This window comes from Sulfuriferula multivorans (assembly GCF_003851125.1).
GTDB classification, from domain to species: domain Bacteria; phylum Pseudomonadota; class Gammaproteobacteria; order Burkholderiales; family Sulfuriferulaceae; genus Sulfuriferula; species Sulfuriferula multivorans.
Genome location: NZ_BGOW01000002.1, coordinates 147,098 through 167,879 on the forward strand (window position 1 = coordinate 147,098; position 20,782 = coordinate 167,879).

The 20,782-nt window shown below is 57.1% G+C and carries 20 protein-coding genes; 12 read left to right on the plus strand and 8 right to left on the minus strand.

The window, feature by feature from the left end; genetic code table 11:
• Positions 1-93: 93 nt before the first annotated feature.
• Genes EI185_RS01930 through ovoA form a run of 3 tightly spaced genes read right to left on the minus strand, consistent with a single transcriptional unit; the run spans position 94 to position 3,843 of the window.
• The gene (locus EI185_RS01930; RefSeq protein ID WP_124703428.1) at positions 94-531 is read right to left on the minus strand and encodes a DUF3617 domain-containing protein; all 438 of its coding nucleotides are present in this window, start codon (positions 529-531) and stop codon (positions 94-96) included.
• Between the two features lie 31 nt (positions 532-562).
• A complete protein-coding gene (locus tag EI185_RS01935; protein ID WP_223247613.1) occupies positions 563-1,750 on the minus strand; it encodes a MalY/PatB family protein in 1,188 nt (395 codons plus the stop codon).
• Complete coding sequence (gene ovoA / locus EI185_RS01940; protein ID WP_124703429.1) at positions 1,732-3,843, minus strand: 5-histidylcysteine sulfoxide synthase; 2,112 nt, start codon at positions 3,841-3,843, stop codon at positions 1,732-1,734. Before ovoA ends, EI185_RS01935 begins: the two co-directional genes overlap by 19 nt.
• A gap of 243 nt (positions 3,844-4,086) precedes the next feature.
• Here ovoA and EI185_RS01945 point away from each other — a divergent pair, with 243 nt between their 5' ends.
• From EI185_RS01945 to EI185_RS01960, 4 genes are all read left to right on the plus strand, one after another.
• Positions 4,087-4,422 (plus strand): ElaB/YgaM/YqjD family protein, encoded by a 336-nt coding sequence (locus tag EI185_RS01945; RefSeq protein ID WP_370685752.1) that lies wholly within the window; start codon positions 4,087-4,089, stop codon positions 4,420-4,422.
• A 5-nt stretch (positions 4,423-4,427) separates the two neighbouring features.
• On the plus strand, positions 4,428-4,820 hold the full coding sequence (locus EI185_RS01950; RefSeq protein WP_124703430.1) for a phage holin family protein: 393 nt from the start codon (positions 4,428-4,430) through the stop codon (positions 4,818-4,820).
• A complete protein-coding gene (locus tag EI185_RS01955; RefSeq protein ID WP_124703431.1) occupies positions 4,817-5,095 on the plus strand; it encodes a YqjK-like family protein in 279 nt (92 codons plus the stop codon). Before EI185_RS01950 ends, EI185_RS01955 begins: the two co-directional genes overlap by 4 nt.
• A 109-nt stretch (positions 5,096-5,204) precedes the next feature.
• On the plus strand, positions 5,205-5,417 hold the full coding sequence (locus EI185_RS01960) for a hypothetical protein (RefSeq protein WP_124703432.1): 213 nt from the start codon (positions 5,205-5,207) through the stop codon (positions 5,415-5,417).
• Positions 5,418-5,555: 138 nt separating this feature from the next.
• On the opposite strand, the gene EI185_RS01965 is transcribed toward EI185_RS01960, so the two are convergent.
• Positions 5,556-6,890 (minus strand): DEAD/DEAH box helicase, encoded by a 1,335-nt coding sequence (locus EI185_RS01965; protein WP_124703433.1) that lies wholly within the window; start codon positions 6,888-6,890, stop codon positions 5,556-5,558.
• 416 nt (positions 6,891-7,306) lie between these two features.
• Between EI185_RS01965 and EI185_RS01970 the strand changes: the two genes are divergently transcribed.
• Positions 7,307-9,040, plus strand: coding sequence for a bifunctional metallophosphatase/5'-nucleotidase (locus tag EI185_RS01970; RefSeq protein ID WP_124703434.1), 1,734 nt, complete (start codon positions 7,307-7,309; stop codon positions 9,038-9,040).
• Between the two features lie 47 nt (positions 9,041-9,087).
• Here EI185_RS01970 and EI185_RS01975 read toward each other — a convergent pair whose 3' ends face one another.
• The 4 genes from EI185_RS01975 to tsaE all read right to left on the minus strand — a co-directional run bounded on the left by EI185_RS01975 (position 9,088) and on the right by tsaE (position 13,526).
• Positions 9,088-9,912 (minus strand): NYN domain-containing protein, encoded by an 825-nt coding sequence (locus EI185_RS01975; RefSeq protein ID WP_124703435.1) that lies wholly within the window; start codon positions 9,910-9,912, stop codon positions 9,088-9,090.
• A gap of 9 nt (positions 9,913-9,921) precedes the next feature.
• Positions 9,922-11,691, minus strand: coding sequence for a DNA mismatch repair endonuclease MutL (gene mutL / locus EI185_RS01980; protein WP_124703436.1), 1,770 nt, complete (start codon positions 11,689-11,691; stop codon positions 9,922-9,924).
• Positions 11,692-11,754: 63 nt separating this feature from the next.
• Complete coding sequence (locus tag EI185_RS01985; RefSeq protein ID WP_124703437.1) at positions 11,755-13,065, minus strand: N-acetylmuramoyl-L-alanine amidase; 1,311 nt, start codon at positions 13,063-13,065, stop codon at positions 11,755-11,757.
• Positions 13,029-13,526 (minus strand): tRNA (adenosine(37)-N6)-threonylcarbamoyltransferase complex ATPase subunit type 1 TsaE, encoded by a 498-nt coding sequence (gene tsaE, locus EI185_RS01990; protein ID WP_124703438.1) that lies wholly within the window; start codon positions 13,524-13,526, stop codon positions 13,029-13,031. The genes EI185_RS01985 and tsaE overlap by 37 nt, the downstream gene beginning before the upstream one ends.
• Between tsaE and queG the strand changes: the two genes are divergently transcribed.
• The 7 genes from queG (at position 13,518) to EI185_RS02025 (ending at position 20,725) form a co-directional block, all read left to right on the plus strand.
• Entirely contained in the window at positions 13,518-14,597 is a 1,080-nt protein-coding gene (queG, locus tag EI185_RS01995) for a tRNA epoxyqueuosine(34) reductase QueG (RefSeq protein WP_124703439.1), read from the plus strand. The two genes, tsaE and queG, sit on opposite strands and share 9 nt — an antisense overlap.
• Positions 14,575-15,393 (plus strand): glutamate racemase, encoded by an 819-nt coding sequence (murI, locus tag EI185_RS02000; protein ID WP_189836236.1) that lies wholly within the window; start codon positions 14,575-14,577, stop codon positions 15,391-15,393. Before queG ends, murI begins: the two co-directional genes overlap by 23 nt.
• 43 nt (positions 15,394-15,436) lie before the next feature.
• Entirely contained in the window at positions 15,437-16,063 is a 627-nt protein-coding gene (locus EI185_RS02005; RefSeq protein WP_124703440.1) for a class I SAM-dependent methyltransferase, read from the plus strand.
• Between the two features lie 91 nt (positions 16,064-16,154).
• Positions 16,155-16,901 (plus strand): ferredoxin--NADP reductase, encoded by a 747-nt coding sequence (locus tag EI185_RS02010; protein ID WP_124703441.1) that lies wholly within the window; start codon positions 16,155-16,157, stop codon positions 16,899-16,901.
• A gap of 193 nt (positions 16,902-17,094) precedes the next feature.
• The gene (locus tag EI185_RS02015; protein WP_189836237.1) at positions 17,095-17,895 is read left to right on the plus strand and encodes a phosphate/phosphite/phosphonate ABC transporter substrate-binding protein; all 801 of its coding nucleotides are present in this window, start codon (positions 17,095-17,097) and stop codon (positions 17,893-17,895) included.
• Entirely contained in the window at positions 17,892-19,352 is a 1,461-nt protein-coding gene (locus EI185_RS02020; protein WP_124703443.1) for a sensor histidine kinase, read from the plus strand. Before EI185_RS02015 ends, EI185_RS02020 begins: the two co-directional genes overlap by 4 nt.
• Positions 19,353-19,354: 2 nt before the next feature.
• Positions 19,355-20,725, plus strand: a complete 1,371-nt coding sequence (locus EI185_RS02025) for a sigma-54-dependent transcriptional regulator (protein WP_124703444.1) — start codon at positions 19,355-19,357, stop codon at positions 20,723-20,725.
• Positions 20,726-20,782 lie beyond the last annotated feature (57 nt).

The window sequence follows — 20,782 nt, forward strand, 5'->3', positions numbered from 1 at the left end:
CCGTAGCCACCGACTGCTTTCTATGGTTGATTCAGCACCCAACCGGAACAAGAATCCCGGAAAAACGTGCTGTCAATTGCATGCGAGCAGGCGTCAGGGTGTGCAAACACCGCTGCGGCGGCTGTCGTAATTGATTTTTATTTGTTCGGTCTGCCCGGCTGGCAGATCAACCACTGTGTTCAGAATGCCTGTGTAGCGGGTAGGGCTCAAGAAAGTGACCTCACCCATCTCATGCTCACGCGACGAGCTTTGCGCGCAACTGAGCGTCCAACTCCATGTGTCGCCGCTACGCCGTGCCGACTGGATGGCGCACCCGTTCCGCAATATCTGCGGGATGAACTGGCTGGCGTTCTGCATGTCCTGCGCAGTCATGCAACGGGTTTGCACGCGATCGCCGCTGGGCGCAGCAACGCCGTTCATTTGCATCTGCAAGTGCGTCGTCCACAAACCCGGTTCCAGATTGATGGGCGCGGCCAGGCTGACGTGGCTGCCTGCTGCCAGCAGAAAGGTGGCAATAGCGGTGCGCAGCATGCGAATTCCCCTGGATTGCTTGATAAACAGTCTAGCCGGATAAACCTTGCGCCTGACTGACGCGCGCCAGTGCGGCGGCGATAACGTGACGCGGCGAGGCCAGATTCAGACGCATGTAGCCGCTGCCGCCGGCGCCGAAAACCGTACCCGGGTTCATGCCCAGTTTGGCCTGATGAATAAAGAAATCGCGCAGCGCCGCATCACTCAATTGCATGTCGCGGCAATCGAGCCAGAGCAGATACGTGCCTTCAGGTGCAATCGCGCGGATGCCGGACAGGTGCTGACGCACATAGTCGAGCACAAAATCGCGCGTCTCCTGCAAGTAGGCCATGAGTGCATCAAGCCAGGCGCCGCCTTCACGATAAGCGGCTTCGAATGCCACGATGCTGAACGGATTGCTGGCGCTGACATGCTGGCTGGCGAACACTGCGCCGATCGTGGCGCGCAGTTCCGGGTCAGGAATGATCAGACAGGATAATCCGAGACCGGGAATATTGAAGGTCTTGCTCGGCGCCACCGCGGTGATCAGGCTGTCGGACTCGTCCGCCAGGGTGGCCAGCACAGTGTGGTGCTGATCGGGGTAGACGAGATCGGCGTGAATTTCATCGGATAGCACCACCAGCTTGTGCCGGCGCGCGATGCGCAGTATCTCGACGAGTTCGTCGCGCTGCCAGACCCGTCCCACCGGGTTATGCGGCGAACACAGCAACAGCAGTTTGGCGCCGTTGGCGGCGCAGTGCTCGAGGTGGTCGAAGTCGATCTGGTAACGGCCATCAGTCACGCGCAGAGGGTTTTCAACGAGGCGCCGTGCGCTGCTGGTCACCGCGGAAAAAAACGGGAAATACACCGGCGGCTGCACGATGACGCCCTCGCCCGCCTGGGCAAAGGCCATCACCGCGGCGTGCAGGGACGGCACCACGCCGGGACACATGACGATCCATTCACGCTTGACCGACCAGCCATGGCGCTGCTGCATCCAGCCGATCAAGGCATCGTAGAGGCTGTCCGGATAACGCGTATAGCCATAGATGGGATGCGCAGCGCGTGCCGCCAGTGCTGCGGTGACCGCGGGCGGAGCAGCGAAATCCATATCCGCCACCCATAACGGGGTCACGTCTGCGGTGCCGAAATACGCAATGCGACCATCGTATTTGACGCTGGCAGTGCCTTCGCGCGAGATGGCCCGATCGAAGTCGAAGCTCACACTATGCGTTCCCACAGGGTCACTTCAGCCAGGGTGTGCTGAAACTTGCGCCGTGTTTCGCGGATCACGAAAGGCACATCCTGAGGTGCCTGCATCAGGCGGAAATGCTTGCCCAGCATGGCTTTCAGGCCGTCCAGAGTGGTGAAATTCTCGCCGTCCTTTTTGTAGCCCCCTATCCAGTCCTCGCGCCGTGTGTGCTCTTCCAGCCAGGTATAGGGCGAGCTCAGCATGAGGATTCCGCCCAGGTTGATGCGCTCATGCACGCTGGTGAGGAACTTGGCCGGGCTGTACAGGCGGTCGATCAGATTGGCGGCAAGAATGAAATCGAAGCCGCCGAGGATGGGTTTGAGGTTGCAGGCATCGCCCTGCAGAAATGCCACCTTGTCGCGCAGTCCATCCAGCCCCAGGTCAGCCAGGCGCCGGGTTTTGTACGACACCAGTTCGCCTTCATCCACCAGGGTGTAGCGCATGCTGCCCTGCTCGGCCAGTTGCACGCCGAGATTGATAAAACGCGCCGAAAAGTCCACGCCGGTGACGTGCTCGAAATGCCGTGCCAGCTCGAACGTGGCACGCCCGGTCGCGCAGCCCAGATCAAGCGCGGTTCGGGCAGGTTTGTCGCCCATGGCGCGGATGGCGATCCGCGCCAGCGTGGCGGGGAAATTGGGCACGCCGTAATATTCATCGCCATAGTGGAATTCGGCGTATTCGGAGAGCTGCTTGTCGCTCTCGTAGAACACATTCGGCGCGCTGGCCGGCGCATCGCTCACCACGTAACGGAACCCGGCATGCTGGAAGAAATGGCGGCGAAAGGCATAGCGTGCACTGCGCAGCGACTCATTGCCGCAGCTGATCCACGAGCCGCCCTTGATGAGGTTGTGGCGGCCATCGAAAGTAGGCGTGGTGAAGTCGTCATAAATCGGGTGGACTTCAAAACCTTCCAGCGGATAGATCGGGGTTTCCGTCCATTGCCAGACGTTGCCGACCACATCAAACAAATCGCCGTGGCGATAAGTCGTGACCGGGCAGGCGGAGGCCCAGTGGTCGAGATGCAAATTGGCGCTGGCGGCCTGATCCGGGGGGACTTCTGCCACACCAGCCATATCATACAGACGGTACCATTCGTCCTCGGTGGGCAGGCGCACGGGTTGGCCGGTTTGTTGAGCTTTCCAGTTACAGAATGCCTTGGCCTCGTGGTAGTTGACTTCCACTGGCCAGTCCCATGGCATGGCTACCACTTCGGCCATCAAACGCAGGCGCCAGCCGCTGCCATCAACAAGCCAGAAGTTGGGGTGCTTTGCCTGACTGAAAATTTTCCAGCCGCGCCCTTCCTCTTCCCACCAGGCGTCTGCCTGGTAGCCGCCCGCTTCGACAAATCCCAGAAACTCGCGATTGCTGACCAGTTGCTGGCTGGCCTGAAATTCGCTCACAGCAACCTCGCGCAGGCCGTATTCGTTGTCCCAGCCGTAGTGCGGATCTGATTTGTCCTTGCCCAGACGCACCGTACCCGCAGCTATCGGCACCAACGCATTGCGCGGCGGCTCGCCGGACAGCTTGCACGCCGCCCATGCCGCATGCGGCTGAACATAGGCCAGCGCATGCTGGCGGATCAGCACCGAGGAAGTCTCCAGGTGGATGCGTTCGTGCTCGATGCCCATCACGATTGCCCACCACGGATGATTCCAGTCGATTGGCAGGGTCAATGGGGCGCTGGCGATCACCTGATCCACCAGCGCGCGCACCTGGTCACGATAGGCCTGCAATTCAGCAACACGCGGCCAGTCATAGTGGGTGTCGGAGAGATCATCCCAACTCATCTCGTCCACACCCACCGAGAATATGGATTCGAATCGGGGGTGGATGCGTTCGCTGATAAGTCCCACCAGCAATAACTTGTTGATGAAAAATGTGGCGGTATGGCCGAAATAGAAAATCAGCGGGTGGCGCAACGGGATGGGTTTTTTGTAATACGCATCGTCACAGACGAGTGTCTCGAACAATTGCTCGTAACGGTCAAAAGTGGTGTGGAAATAATCGCGGATTTCTGCGCGCATGCGTTCCGGATCGCTGCCAACGAGGCAAGGTGTACGGGCAAACAAACTGCGGTGCATTGGATCCAATTTTGTAATCTCGTTATTTGAGTGTTAAATATAAAAATAACTTGCCAGAGCATGGGAGACAAGTTTCAAATGAAAAGAATCCTTTATTCCTAGGCATATATTCTGTCCCGGTCTAAAGTGAATATAAGAGTTCAGGCATGATTGCGTATTTTGTTATCTGTTATGATCGATACAGGTACGGACCTGAATATCAACAACACGGTTCGCGCATTTAATAATGATTGGAGAACGACCTTGATCTCAAAAAAACCAGCCTCAGAAACGGATTTTACCGACATTACCAAAGATCAGTTGATTTCTGACTTCAAAGTGGTGATTGCCGACGCAGAGGCCTTGCTCAAGGCCACAGCCAACCAGGGTGGCGAGGCAATGGCTGCGGTACGCGCAAAAGCAGAGGAGTCACTCGCTGTCGCCAAAGTAAAAATGGCCGACGTCCAGGCTGCGCTCATGGAAAAAACCCGGGCTGCAGCGCGTGCTACCGATGATTATGTGCATGAAAACCCATGGAGAGCGGTAGGAGTTGCTGCGGGCGTGGGTCTGGTCATTGGTCTGCTGATCGGCCGCCGTTAAACAGGATGGCTGCGGAAAATAGCCCCTCCGGCAAAGGACTGTTCGATTCGCTAAAGACCCTCACTGGCACGCTGATTGCCATTGTCTATACGCGTCTTGAATTGCTCTCCATTGATCTGGAAGAAGAACGCGAGCGCCTGGCGATTCTGTTGATGCTCATGCTGATAGCGCTATTCTGCATCGGCGTGGGGTTGATTCTTGCTGTCCTGCTGATTGTCGTGGCGTTCTGGGATACGCACCGCTTGCTGGTTCTGGCTGGATTCACCGGGCTGTTTTTGGTCGGCGGACTTTCAGCCTCCTGGGTGGCGCTGCATAAGCTGCGTACCAAGCCCAGGTTGTTCGCTGCAAGTCTGGCGGAGCTTCGCCAGGACAGCACACAGCTTGACTCACATAAATGAAATTTCAACTAGATCAACTGGCTCATCGCCGCGAACATTTGCAGGCACTCGTTGCGCGCCAGCGAATTGAACTTGGACTGCACGTGGAACCCTTGCGCGCTCCTTTGGCGCTTGTTGATCGCGGCATGGAAGCGGTTCGCTATGTACGGCGCAACCCATTGCTCGTAGCGGGTGCAAGCACACTTTTTTTTGCTTTGGGCAAGAAGGGCTCGGGAAAATGGCTGCGTCGAGGCTGGCTGGCATGGCAGCTCATACGCAGAATGCGCATGAAGTGAACCATTGCAGCGGCCGATCAGTTTGCTAAGTTTTCAGATTCAGAAACTCGGTGAAAAAAATTACAGCCAGACATCGAGTCTCATAAATTCACTTAATTCAGGGGTAATCATGAACGCTGCAAGAATATTGGCGATTGCACTCATTGTGGCTGGCGTCCTGGCTCTGACATATGGCGGCTTCAGCTATACCAAGGAGACGCAAGAGGTCAAACTGGGTTCGTTTGAACTTTCGGTCAAGAACAAGGAAACAGTCGACATTCCAATCTGGGCGGGCGTGGGAGCGATAGCGGCCGGCGTGCTTCTGCTTATCGTACGCAAATAACGTCGTCACGGCAGCCTGACTCGATAACGGCTAATCATCCTGCATTCATGCAGAATGATTAGCCGTTCGCCTGCCTACTCATCTAAACCTCAGAAAATCCTTTGCAGCTTCTCCGAGGTTCCAACAGCGTGGCCCGACTCAACGATTACGACCGCCTGTGCGATGCAGCGCAGGCGCACGGGCGGCAGGTTTTGCGCCGCCGCCTCCGGCAGGCCGAGCTGCTGGCTGACTGCCGGATCGAACCGGCGTGCGTGCCCTGCCCTGTCCGCCTCCGCGCGGCTGGTTGCCACGCTGGCTGCCATTGAGTATCGGCTCGGCCTTGATGCGCGGATCGGGTTCAAAGCCCGGCAAAATCTCGGCGGTTAAATCACGTTTGGTCAGCCTGGCGATATCCGCCAGCAGTTTATGCTCGTCCACACAGACCAGCGACAGCGCTTCGCCTTCACTGCCTGCGCGCCCGGTACGGCCGATGCGGTGTACATAATCCTCGGCCACATTCGGCAGTTCGAAGTTGACCACGTGCGGCAGTTCGCTGATATCGATGCCGCGTGCGGCGATGTCGGTGGCAACCAGTACCTGCAGGCTGCCGTCCTTGAACTCCTTCAATGCACGCGTACGCGCCGCCTGGCTCTTGTTGCCGTGGATTGCCATGGCCGGAATGCCGTCCTTGTCGAGCTGCTCTGCCAGTCGATTGGCAGCGTGCTTGGTACGGGTAAATACCAGCACCTGGAACCAGTTGTGTTCCTTGATGAGATGGGTGAGCAGCTCACGCTTGCGCTCGCGATCCACCGCGTAGGCTTTTTGCGAGATCAACTCGGCGGTCGCGTTGCGGCGCGCCACTTCGATCATGGCCGGATTGTTCAACAGGCTATCTGCCAGCGTCTTGATCTCGTCCGAGAAGGTCGCGGAAAACAACAGTGTCTGGCGCTGTTTGGGAATCAGCGCCATGATTTTCTTGATATCGCGGATAAAGCCCATGTCCAGCATGCGGTCAGCTTCGTCCAGCACCAGAATTTCGACTTTGGACAGATCCACGGTCTTTTGCTGGGCATGATCGAGCAGGCGTCCCGGTGTTGCCACCAGGATATCCACACGGCTGCGCAGCTTCTGGATTTGCGGGTTGATGTTGACTCCGCCAAACATCATCATCGAGTTCAGCTTCAGATATTTGCCGTACTCGCGCACGCTTTCTTCCACTTGGGCTGCGAGCTCACGCGTCGGGGTCAATATCAGGGCGCGAATCGGGGGACGGCCTTCGGACGGGCCTTTGACGGCCTTGTCGGCGAGGCGATGCAGGATCGGTAAAACAAAACCGGCGGTCTTGCCGGTTCCGGTCTGCGCGCCGGCCAGCAGATCGCCGCCGGATAGCACGGCGGGAATGGCCTGCAACTGAATCGGGGTTGGGTCGGTATAGCCGCGCTCGGTGACGGCACGGACGATTTCTTCGGATAAACCGAGGGATGCGAATGACATAAATTTCCTGAAAAACAGATCGGCCTGTCGCTGCATAGGCAGCGCCAGTCTTGGGCAGGCGGATGGGGGTTTGAAAGCCGGATAGGCAGCGGGATTGAGACTGTAGCAAACACCGCAGGCGTGCATTCTAACAGAGCGCGGGGGTTTGCGCTGATATTGCGAATACGCGCATGTTGGACGGGAAAACTGATGTGAGTAAATACGCTGATTTCAAGGTGGCGCGCAACCATACGCCATTTTTATCTATCAGTAAAAAAGCGTAAGTGAATGATCCATTTTTTCGATGGCTAATTAAATTATATTCGAATATTAGGCTTATTTTATCCGGCTTAGGATAGACGCTCGGCCACGTTGCCAACACAGATGTTGTCTGCATTGCAGATATCAATTTCAAGCACATCAAGGAAAGGTTTGTTATGCGATTAAGAAAAATTCCGCTGGTTGCCGGTTTGTTTCTGGCTTTCTCCTCAGTGACAGTGGCGCAAGCCGGAACCGGAACCGGTGAAGTGACATTTATTCATATGGGCGACCTGCATGGTCACTTGATTCTACACCCGAATGTACGTAGCGATGGCAATGGTCAAAGTGAGGGGGGCGTGGCGCGCATTTACACGCTGATCAAAGACATCCGCCGTGCCAAGCCCGAGCAAACCTTGCTGGTGAATACGGGCGACACATTACATGGCGGCGCTGAAGCTTTGTTCACCCAGGGCGAAGCCATGATTAAAGTTTTGAACGCCTTTCATATCGATGCGTATGCACCGGGCAATTGGGACTATGTATACGGCGCGAACAAATTCATCGACTATTTCACCGGCCAGCAACCCAAAGCCAACTGGCACCCGATTATTTCCAACCTGTATTACGATAACTATCCCGGCGCCGAGGCACGTACCGGACAAAACGTTGCCGCACCCTACGTCATCAAGACGATTAATGGTCTGCGCGTCGGGATCATTGGTTTTACCAGCGACCGCGGACCTCAGGCCGGCGATCCGAACATTACCAAGGGTCTGAAATTCACCAACGGCGAGGCCGAGTATCAAAAATACGCAAAACTGTTGCGGGAACAGGATGTCGATCTGGTCGTTGCCATCTCCGAGCTGGGATTGCATGGCAACCTGACGTTGGCCAATCGGATTCCGGGTGTCGATATTATTCTGTCTTCCGACAAGCATGAAATCACGCCCAAACCTATTGTTTCCAAGCACGGCACGCTGGTGATCGAGCAAGGCATGGACGGTCAGGTGGTCGGGGAACTCAGCGTACGCGTAGTCAAGGGCAAGGTAGTCAGCAATAAATATACTTCTCATCGCATCACCGACCGGATCAAGGAGGATCGTGGCATCGCCGCACTGGTGAAATCTGTGCGTCTACCCTATGTTGCGGGCCCAAAATTCCGGGCAGGCGAGATTAAAAACCCCATTAGTGGCGCTCGGCTACGCTATCCTATCGACACAGTTATCGGTCAGACGGTAATCCCGTTGTACCGCAGTAATTTCAGTAATGAATCCATGCCCGGCGTCATCGAAGGCAGTTCCCACGATTTCCTTACCGACGCATTCCGCGTCATGACCGGCGCTCAATTGGGGGGGATTACCGGATTTCGTTATGGCACCACCATAGCAAAGGGTCCGATCAAAATGGAGGATCTCTACCACTTTATGCCCATCGGCCCGCAAATCGCCAAGGGTGAATTGACCGGAGCACAAATCAAGAAGACCCTGGAAGGCCAACCTCAAGGTGAGCAAGGACGTCCCGGGGAGTGGGTGAATGGCTGGACGGCGGGTTATAGTGGCCTGACTGCCGATTTTGATCCACGGGCGGCACAGGGAAATCGTGTCAGTAATATCCAGGTTAATGGCAAACCCCTGGATCCCAATGCCACTTACACGGTCGGCGGTTTTTATTACGATCTGATACCCAATCTGATCAATCGTGTCCCGGCCAAAAACATTGTTGTGCTGAAGGACCAGGACGGTAGCATTCTGGATGGCACCGATGTGGTGAAACGCTACGTGGAAACGCTACCAGCCAAAACGGTTAATCGCGAGACGTTGCAACTCGATCGTATCCGCCTCATCAATCCATTGCCCCAGGAAGAGCATGGCATACGAGAGATTCAACCATTGGGATCAAATCCTATGTAAGGGACACCGGGGGCTAGTATTTTCGCTTAACCACATTGTGCGGAACCTTACTGGTCGGGTCCCGGTAACCGCACAATATAGCCCCCCTTCTCGGCACGGGTGAGCGCGAGCAGTTTGTGCGCCTGCGCGTCCTCCAGCAAGTCGCTAAACGTACGATAGCCATAATACGACTCGTTGAAGTCGGGTTTGCGCCGCTTCATGGTCTGCTTGACCATCGATGCCCACATTTTTTCTTCCTCTCCACGCTCGGCCAGCAGGGCTTCGACGGTTTCGACCACGAGGTCGAACGCTTCCTGCTGCTTGTCGTTTTCGCTTCTGGGCGCAGTCTTCTTCGCCGCACCACTGACAACTTTATCGGGGGCTTTGCGCACTGCGCGCTTCTTCTGCGCTTCCTGTTCGCGCACCAGATCGTCGTAGAAAATGAATTCGTCGCAGTTGGCAATGAGCAGGTCGGAGGTGGAGTTCTTGACTCCCACGCCGATCACCAGCTTGTTGTTCTCGCGCAGCTTGGATACCAGCGGCGAGAAATCCGAATCGCCGCTGATGATGACGAAGGTATCCACATGCGACTTCGTATAGCAGAGATCCAGCGCGTCCACCACCATGCGGATATCGGCGGAATTTTTGCCGGACTGGCGCACGTGCGGAATCTCGATCAGTTCGAACGCCGCCTCGTGCATCGGCGCCTTGAATTCCTTGTAACGATCCCAGTCGCAATAGGCTTTCTTGACCACGATGCTGCCTTTGAGCAGCAAGCGTTCCAGCACCTTCTTGATGTCGAACTGTGCGTACTTGGCGTCGCGCACACCCAGCGCGATGTTCTCGAAATCGCAGAACAGGGCCATGTTGTTAATTTCATTGCGTTCCGACATCTCTCTCTCCTATTTTCCGCGCATAAACATTTTGTCCAGTTCCGCCAGACTGATCTGGAACCAGGTGGGCCGGCCATGATTACACTGGTTGGCGCGTTCGGTGGTTTCCATTTCGCGCAACAGCGCATTCATTTCGGTAATGCTCAATTGCCGGTTGGCGCGCACCGCACCATGACAGGCGAGCGTGCCGAGCAGTTCGTTGCGGCGTTCGGTCAGCACCCGACTGGCCCCCCATTCGCGCAATTCGTGCAGCACATCGCGCGCCAGTTGCGCGGGGTCGGCGTTTTGCAGCAGCCGCGGCACGGCTCGCACCGCCAGACTGGTGGGGGACAGCGGTGCAATCTCGAAGCCGATTTCGTGCAGGGCGGCCGCGTGCTCTTCGGCAGCCGCCACGTCCAGCGCATCGGCCTGGAAAGCGGCGGGGATAAGTAACGGCTGGCTCGCCACCGTTTTTTGGTCGAGTGCGGTCTTGAGCTTTTCATACACCACGCGTTCATGCGCGGCATGCATGTCCACCAGCACCAGGCCGGCTGAATTCTGGGCGAGGATATACACGCCGTGCAACTGGGCGATGGCGTAGCCCAGCGGGTGCGCGGCGGTTTCTTCCGTCTGCGCGGCCGCGGTTTTGGGCAACGGCATATCCCGCGTCATCAAGTCATAAAAAGCAGCGGGTTGCGCCACACCCAACGGCATCGGCGCTTGATAAGGCGCGCCTGAGGAAAACACCGGGCGCGCGGCATGGCTGGCAGGCTCGGGGCTGGCCAGTTGCGCCTGCGCCGCCGGGTTTTCGCCGCCGCGCCCGGCCAGCGTCTTGTTCAACGCGTGGTAGAGAAACTGGTGCACAGCGCGGCCGTCGCGGAAGCGCACCTCGATCTTGGCCGGATGCACGTTCACGTCCACCAGCGCTGGATCGAGTTCCAGGAACAGGCAATATGCCGGATGGCGATCATGATGCAGCACGTCGCGATAGGCCTGACGCAGCGCGTGGGCGATGAGCTTGTCGCGCACGAAACGGCCGTTCACAAAAAAATACTGCGCATCGCGGCTAGCGCGTGAATAAGCCGGTAGCGCACTCATGCCGGCAAGGCGCAGTCCGGCAGCGGATTCGTCTATCTCCAGCGCGGAGGCGGCGAATTCATCACCCAGCAACGCACCGATGCGGCGGCGCGCGTCCTCGCTGCGCAGGTGATGCTGGGCGCGGCCATTATGCTGCAGGCTGAATGCCACATCCGGCCGCGCCAGCGCAATGCGCCGAAACGCTTCCTCGCTATGACCGTATTCGGTGGCCTCGGATTTGAGAAATTTACGCCGTGCCGGAGTATTGAAATACAGGTCGCGCACTTCAATGGTGGTGCCCGCTGCCAGCGCCGTGGGCTGGGGTTCTCCGGGCCGGCCGCCGTCTGTCTCTATCTGGTGGGCATGATCTGCGCCGACAGCGCGGCTCGCCAGGCGCAGCCGCGCCACCGCGGCGATACTGGCCAGTGCTTCGCCGCGAAATCCCAGGCTGGCAACGCGCTCCAGATCATCCAGGCTGGCGATCTTGCTGGTGGCATGGCGTGCCAGGGCGATCTGCAATTGCGCTGCCGCAATGCCGGCACCGTTATCCGCCACGCGCATCAGCTTGATGCCGCCCTGCTCCAGTTGCACGCGAATCTCCGTCGCACCCGCATCGAGACTATTTTCCAGCAGTTCTTTCAACGCCGACGCCGGACGTTCGACCACCTCGCCAGCAGCAATCTGGCTGATCAGTAAATCGGGGAGGAGTTGTATCGCGGACATGGGCAATCCAGAAATTGATTGCCCAATTATACCCGGCCGGCCAACCCGGCCGGGTATGAAAAATCAGGAATTCGCCGCCAGCTTGGCGCGTATGGTAGCCGGGTTGGTAGCAAAGTACCGCTTGATGCCATCAACGATGGCCGTTGCCATTTTGTCCTGATAGGCGTCGTCAGTCAGGCGCCGCTCTTCTTCCGGATTGGAAATGAAAGCGGTTTCCACCAGGATGGACGGGATATCCGGGGCCTTGAGCACGGCAAAACCCGCCTGCTCGACGCGGCCTCTGTGCAGGTGGTTAATGTCGGAGAGTTCGGTCAGCACCGCACGCCCGAGACGGCGACTATCGTCGTTGGTTGCGGTTTGCGACAGGTCGATCAGGGTGCGCGCCAGGTTTTTATCTTTCACCCCCACGTTCACCCCGCCCACCAGGTCGGCATCGTTTTCGTTTTTCGCCAGCCAGCGCGCAGCGGCACTGGTGGCGCCGTGATCGGACAGGGTAAACACGCTGGAACCGCGCGCATCCCGGTTGACAAACGCGTCGGCGTGGATGGAAACGAACAAGTCCGCATTGATTTGGCGCGCCTTGTCGACGCGCTCGCCCAGCGGAATGAAATAGTCGCCGTTGCGCGTAAGTTCTGCACGCATGTTGGGTATGGCGTCTATCTTGGCCTGGACGCGTTTGGCGATGGCCAGCGTGACATCTTTTTCGTTGGTGCCATTGGCGCCATGTGCACCGGGATCGATGCCACCGTGGCCGGGGTCGATCATCACCGTAATCAGGCGCGTGATCTGGAATTGCGGTTTTTTGCCGCGCTTGCTGACAAGTCTTTCCGCTTTGCGAGGCTCGCTGGCTTGAGCCGGGAGTTCGGATTGTGGAGCGCCATCCGAGGCGATCTCAGGCTGCGGATTGATGGCTGCTTGTGGAGCGGCTTCCGGAATTTTCGCCGTGGCCGGGTAAACATCCAGCACCAGCCGGTTACCATTCCCGCCTTCCGGTTTGAGATTAAATACACGAGGCTTAACCTCTCCGCGCAGATCCAGTACCAGACGCATCACACCAGGACGGTTGACCCCCGCGCGCAAGCCTGCAATCCACGGATCGTTAGCACCAATTTTCCCAGCGAGATCATGCAATGCGGTCGACGGTTCCACACCTTCCAGGTCGATCACCAGGCGTTCCGGATTGCTCAGCGTGAACATCTTGTAGCTGATCGGCCCGGACGATTCCAGCGTGAGACGGCTGTAATCAGCGGACGGCCAATAGCGCACAGCATCGACCGCGTTGGCTGCCCAGCTCAGCATTGGCGCAAACAGCAGCGCCACCAGCAAAGTCCAGCTGGTTATCGGTGTATTTTGTCTCGCAATTGATTTAGCCATTGCCTGCCCGCCTCCGTTTCTGCCATCAGTTCGGCCGTTCTACCACTCTCATGCATACTCAACAGCACCCGCACATCCGGCCTGGGGAGCCACTTTCCGGCTTTTTCCGACCACTCGACCAGGCAAATACTGTCTGCATTGAAATATTCTCTGAACCCCGCTTCTTCCCATTCTAGCGGATCGGCGAAGCGATATAAATCAAAGTGATATAACTTTAACCTAGAAATAGCATAAAGCTCAACCAAAGTATAGGTCGGACTCTTAACTTTTCCCTCGTATCCAAGCCCGCGCAGGATACCGCGTGCGAGCGTGGTTTTGCCCGCTCCCAGGTTGCCGTCGAGATAAAACACCAGGCCAGGAGCCAGTATTCGTGCCATATCTGCGCCCAAAGCAAGGGTGGCGGCTTCATCGGGCAGGTGAAGAGTCAGCGGCGGCGGGGTATCATCGGCAGGATGGATCATGGCGAACTCGATTTGGCGAAATTGGTACGGGCTATCAAGGCGTGGGGACAGGAACTCGGTTTTGGCGCCGTGGGCATCACCGATTGCGCACTGGACAACACCGAGGCGGAACTGCTCGCCTGGCTGGATAAAGGCTACCACGGCGAGATGGATTATATGGCAAAACACGGCGTCAAACGCGCCCGTCCCGCCGAACTGATACCCGGCACGGTGCGCGTGATTTCGGCACGCATGAACTACCTGCCGCCGCAAGCTGCCGAGAGCTGGGCGGTGATGGACGACGGCGATCTCGCCTTCATTTCCCGCTATGCACTGGGACGCGATTACCACAAGGTGCTACGCACCCGCCTGCAACAACTGACGACGCGCATCGGGGCAGCTGTGGGCGCATTCAGCTACCGGGTGTTCACCGATTCCGCCCCGGTGATGGAAGTAGCACTGGCTGCCAATGCCGGACTGGGCTGGCGCGGCAAGCACACCCTGCTGCTGGATCGCGATGCGGGGTCGTGGTTTTTCCTCGGCGAAATCTATACGGACTTGCCGCTGCCGGTGGACAACCCGGTTTCCGCACACTGCGGCAATTGTCAGGCCTGCATTGATATCTGCCCCACGCAGGCCATCGTGGCACCCTACGAACTGGACGCGCGGCGCTGCATCTCTTACCTCACCATCGAGCATGCCGGCAGCATTCCCGTTGCGCTACGCCCGCTGATGGGCAACCGTATCTACGGCTGCGACGACTGCCAGCTGGTGTGCCCGTGGAACCGCTTTGCCCAGACCAGCGAACTGGCCGATTTCGCGGTGCGCAACGGTCTGGATAGCGCTGCCCTCGCTGCACTGTTCGCCTGGAGCGAACACGACTTCGACGCCCGCCTGCAAGGCAGCGCAATCCGCCGAATCGGCCATGAACGCTGGCTGCGCAACATCGCCGTGGCATTGGGGAACGCACCGACCAGCGACGCAGCTATGCAGGCCCTGCACAGCCGTGCCGACCACCCATCGGCGCTGGTGCGCGAGCATGTACAATGGGCGCTCTCGCAACATCGCAATGTCCAAATCCATGCAGATTGATCCCAAACAACCCATCGGCGTATTCGACTCCGGCATCGGCGGACTCACCGTCGTGCGCGCCCTGATGGAGCGCCTGCCGTTCGAAAACATTGTCTACTTCGGCGACACCGCGCGCGTGCCCTATGGCGTCAAATCGGTGGAAACCATCGCCCACTACACCACCCAGATCGCCGAATTTTTGCTGGAAAAACAGGTCAAGGTACTCATCATCGCCTGCAACACCATGGCCGCCGTCGCCGCCCAGGTAGTGCGCGACTTGTCCCCGGTGCCGGTGCTGGATGTGATCGAGGCCGGCGCCATCGCCGCGGTGGAAGCCACCCGTACTCGCCAGATCGGCGTCATCGGCACCCCTACCACCGTCAACAGCAACGCCTACGCCCGCGCCATTCAGGCCATGGCGTCGGACGCGCGCATCTACTCCCAGGCGTGTCCGCTGTTCGTGCCGCTGGTGGAAGAAGGCTGGCTTGACCATGAAGTCACCCGCCTTACCGCCCAGGAATATCTCAAACCGGTGCTGGCGGAACATATCGATACGCTGGTACTGGGCTGCACCCACTATCCGCTACTCAAACCGCTACTTCAGAACGTGATGGGCACAGACGTGAAACTGGTGGACTCCGCCGAAGCCATGGCCACCCGTACCGCGGCATTATTGGCGGAACAAGGCCTGGCCAACACCGATCCTGCTCCACCACACTATGAATTTTACGTAACCGATGTGCCGGTCAAATTTCAGACCATAGGCGAGCGCTTTTTGGGGCGTTCGCTGAATCATGTACATGTGGTGAAATGGTAAAGATTGGCGGCAATTCTGGCCTGCCTATCCGGACATAATCAACATGAAACTTAGCCCGCAGGATCTGGAAAAAATCTCCGAACTCACGCTCCAGCACTATAACCAGCGTTCCGAAGATTTTTGGGAAGGCACCCGTCATCATGATGTGAGCCAGAATATCGCGGCACTCCTGCAATACATTGAAGGAGAATCACCCTTTACCATATTGGATTTTGGCTGCGGCCCGGGGCGCGATCTCAAGGTGTTTGCCGAACTTGGCCACCGCGCGGTAGGTCTGGACGGCGCCGCGCAGTTTGCTGACATGGCGCGTGCCCATAGCGGCTGCGAAATATGGCAACAGGATTTTCTGAAACTGGATTTGCCGCACCATCACTTCGATGGAGTATTTGCCAACGCCGTGCTGTTCCACATCCCCAGCCAGGAACTGCCAGCGGTGCTGGAACAATTGCACGCGACGCTGAAACCGCGCGGCGTGCTGTTTAGCTCGAACCCGCGCGGCAATAACACGGAAGGCTGGAACGGCGGGCGCTATGGCGCTTATTACGATCTGCAAACCTGGCAGCGGCATATGTCGGATGCCGGGTTTATCGAGCTGACCCACTATTACCGTCCCAGCGGTTTGCCTCGGGCTGAGCAGCATTGGCTGGCAAGCGTGTGGCGGAAACCATAATGTGTTGCAGATCATAAAATTAAAACGGCAAGAACCACTGTTAAAAACGACAGTCTATGATCTTACAGATCGGCAATTTTGGAGAGTTACAATGCCTTATTCGGAGCAAACAGTCACTGCAGTTCGGCCTTGGTCGGATCGAACCTTCAGCCTGACACTCACCCGTCCGGCCGACTTTGTCTTCGCCAACGGCGAGTTCGTGACCATCGGCCTTAAACAGGAAGGCAAGCTCATCGCCCGTGCCTATTCCATTGTCTCGACCCAGGATGATGACCATCTGGAATTTCTCAGTATCCATGTCCCGGATGGCCCGCTGACCAGCCGTCTGGTCAACATTCAGCCGGGCGATACGGTCTGGGTAAATAGCAAGACTACCGGTTCGCTGACACTGGCGCATGTGTTACCGGGGCGCAATCTCTATCTGCTGGCCACCGGCACCGGCTTGGCGCCCTTCATGAGCATGATCCGCGATCCGGCCACTTACGCTGCCCACGAAAAAGTCATTCTGGTGCACACCGTCCGCAACGAAGCAGAACTGGCCTATCGTGATGAGCTGGAAAGCATTGCGGGAGACAAACTGCGCTATGTACCCACCGTGACACGCGAGCCTTTTGCACACAGCGATCGCTGCTCGGATTTATTCATCTCCGGCGAACTGTTCAAGGAACTCGATCTGCCCCAAGCCGATCCCGAACTGGATCGGGTATTGATCTGCGGCAATCCCGACATGAACCACCAGATGACCGCCTATCTGCGCGAGAACGGCTGGACCATGACCAACCACCGTGGCATCGGCAATTTCAGCGTGGAAGCCGCCTTCGTCATTCAGCACACCTGAAACAGGAAGGCAAAATTCAAGACCTTTCCCTGAGCTTGATTTTGCCTTTTGATTTTCCAGAACAAACCACGTCGCATATATTTGAGGCGCAGGGAGTGAGCCTGCTACCATACGAGGACTTATGGAACGGCACATGCTCTGCTCAGGAACCCGCAGCCGGATAGCCCGTGCCACGTGCGCGGCAGTCTTTTTGATGCTCGCGGGTTCATGGTTGCCGTTTCTCCCCATTTCCCAGGCACACGCCTCCGATCTTCCTCCCTATCGCTTCGGTGTTCTGCCCCTGCAAAGCCCGAACAAGCTCGCATCCATGTTTTTGCCGCTGACCAAGGTGCTGGAAGATCGCCTGCACCGCCCGGTCCAATTTGTCACAGCGCCGAGCTTCTCGATTTTTATGCAGCGCGTCGCACAGCGGGAATACGATATCGTGTACCTCAACCCTTTGCTGTGCGCCGAGGCGCAAAAATCCGGCTATCACGTTATTGCCAAAATTGCGGGAGAACCCTTCACCGGCATCCTGGTGGTACGCCGCGACAGCAATATCACCAAACTTGCCACTCCGCTCCGACCGGGATTGCGCCTGGGTTTTCCCGACCCTGGTGCTTTCGCAGCGACCGTGATGACACGCCGCTACTTGGAAAGCCTGGGCATCCCGGTAGACAGGGATTTCGAGGTTAAATATTTCGGCTCCCAGGACTCCGTACTAATGGCCCTGTATTCCGGACTGGTGGATGTTGCCGGCACCTGGAAGCCTTCCCTGCGTTCCATGCCGAAACATATTCAGCAAGCATTGCGGATTATCGCCGAGACGCCGCCGGAACCGCAGATGCCCATCGCCGTACGCGACGACATGCCGGCTGCCGACATGAAAACGGTTGCCAAAGTCTTGGTGGATATGGGCAGCACCAGCACCGGCCGGCAGATTCTTAATGGCATGGAACTACCCCAAGGCTTCGTGCTCACGGACGATAGCGAGTATGTCAAGGTGGGTAAATGAGCCAGTCCGAGTCCGGCAACCTGGCCATCTTGTTACCAAAAACCGCTAACAAAAGTTCTGGATTCACCCATACATTGCGTTTTCGCCTGATGCTGTCCGTGGCACTGGTGCATGTGGTGCTAATGGGCATATTCGTTGCGGTCGCGGTACGGGAACAGTCGGATAAAATCCAGGCCGAGTTATACAGCCGTGGCCGTTCGCTGGTTGCCCTGACCGCTGTGGCTTCAACCAATGCCCTGCTTACAGAGGATCTGGGTGCGCTTGCGGAAATCATTCACCGGGTCAAGAGCCAGCCCGAAGTGGTGTATTGTGAAATTATTGACTCGCGCGGACGCGTGCTGGGGACGACCTATCCGGAACGCCTGGGCAAAGTCTTGCCATTGCTGGCCGCCCAGTCTGAACATTTCCCGCTGCCTCCGGGCGATCACGTACTTGATCTGCAAGAGCGGATTCGCATAGCCGATCAGACTATCGGAATCGTGACGATTGGATTGTCCACTGTTCGTATGGATTCCGCCTTAGCCAAGACCTGGCGCGATGGATTGTTTTTTATCCTCACTGCCTTGATTGTGGGCAGCGGTGCTGCATGGGTTCTTTCTCTGGTCACTACGCGCGGATTGCGCAACATGATGGAGGCTGCGAGCAAAATCAGCCAGGGCAACCTTGACGTAAGGGTTCCTGCAAACTCGCAAGATGAGGTGGGCATGCTGGCTACGGCCTTTAATCACATGGTGGCTTCGCTCAAACAGGCCTCGGAAGACGCCGCACAGGAACACGAACGGCGTAACCAGGCAGAACGGCTCGCTTGCGTGGGTGAAATGTCGGCGATGATTGCCCACGAAATACGCAATCCGCTATCCGCCATCATTAATTCAGTTAATTTGCTAGGCGGAGACACCCTGAACCAGGAAGATCGTAGCCAGGTGATCTCCATCCTGAACAATGAATCCGGGCGTCTGAGTCGTATCCTCGGCGATTTCCTGGAGTTTGCCAAAATGCGCGAGTCACAATTGACCCGCGCCAACCTGAAAGTGCTCATCGAAGAAATCGCCAACATGTTGTACCAGGATCATCAGGCAGGTAAACGTCTTCGCCTTGCCATTCATTGCGCACCGGATGCCCAAATGGCCGTTTTCGATCACGACCAGATGCGCCAGGTATTATGGAATCTCATGCTTAACGCACTGCAATCCATGCCTGAAGGTGGCGAGCTGTCAGTCATGACGCGACGTGCAGGAGAAAAAATAATGGTGCATATTGCGGATACCGGCTGCGGTATCGCACCGGATTTCCAGAAAGAAATCATCAAGCCCTTCGTCTCCAGCCGCAAGGGTGGTACCGGCCTGGGGCTCGCTATCGTGCAACGCATCCTGGTGCAGCACGGCACCCAGTTGAGCATCAAAAGCACACAGCATGTTGGAACAGAAGTCAGTTTTCAATTAAACGGTATTCACTAGTCATGGCTACTATCCTGATCGTGGACGATGAGTTTTCCATCCGAAAAACACTCGGCCTGCTGTTGAAGACGGACCAGCATCAGGCGCTGGAGGCAAGCAATCTGGCAGCGGCTAAAGCCTGCCTGGACAAGCATATCGTGGATCTGGTGATCACCGACCTGCGCATTGGCGAGGAAAGCGGTCTGGAGCTATTGACCTACCTGAAGGACACCGGTTACGCCGCGGAAAGCATCATGATGACCGCCTATGCTTCCATCGAAACCGCGGTGGAAGCCATGCGTCTGGGCGCTTACGATTACCTCACCAAACCCATTAACCCGGACGAGCTGTTATTGCGGGTACACAAAGTACTGGAAAAAAAATCTCTGTACGAGGAAGTCACCCGTTTGCGCGGCGAATTGTCCAGACGCGACAAACTCGGCCACATCACTGCACGCAGTCCACGCATGGCGGAGATTCGGAAAATTGTCGAACGTATCCGGGATCGCGACCTGCCGGTGTTGATCACCGGGGAAACAGGTACCGGCAAGGAAGTTCTGGCAAACGTCATCCATAGCGTGAGCGCCCGCAGTCACGGCCATTTTGTCGCGATCAATTGCTGCACGCTGCCTGAAGAATTGCTGGATTCCGAACTGTTCGGCCACATTAAGGGTTCGTTTACCAGCGCCACTTCGAACCGCAAAGGGCTGTTCCAGCAAGCGCATGGCGGCACGCTTTTTCTGGATGAAATCGGCGACGTCAGCCCGCGTCTGCAGGCCAAGCTGCTACGCGCCCTGCAGGAAGGAGAGGTGCGCCCGGTCGGCAGCGAAACCTCCGTCAAGGTAGACGTGCGCATCATCGCGGCCACCAACTGCGATCTGGAGGAAATGGCGAACCAGGGAAGTTTCCGTCGCGACTTGCTGTTTCGTCTGAACGTGCTTCCCATCCATATCCCGCCGCTACGGGAAAGACGCGAAGACATTCTGCCGCTGATTGATTATTTCCTGGAGATGGAACGTAAACAACTCGGGCGTCACGATCTCAACCTGAGCCCCACGGCCCGACAAAAACTGATCGAGTACGATTGGCCGGGTAATATTCGGGAATTAAAAAATGTTGTAGAGCGCAGTTTCGCTCTCTACGGTGGGCCGGTTCTTGATGCGCACGAAATCGCATTGTCGATGAAGCAAAATACATCGGGGACTCTGGATAAAAATAAAACCCTGGCGGAGGCGGAGGCCGAACACATCCGGCACGTATTGGTCGAAAATCACGGCAACCAAGTGGCCGCTGCGCGTGTTTTGGGCATAAGTCGCTCTACCTTGCGCAGGAAACTGGACGAGATGAGTCACTCATCCCTGTCTCATTCTGACTCACCCCCTGTCGCATTTTAAATCACCTCGCAGCCTATCTCCGTTATCCATCCACAATCAACATATTGAATTAACACA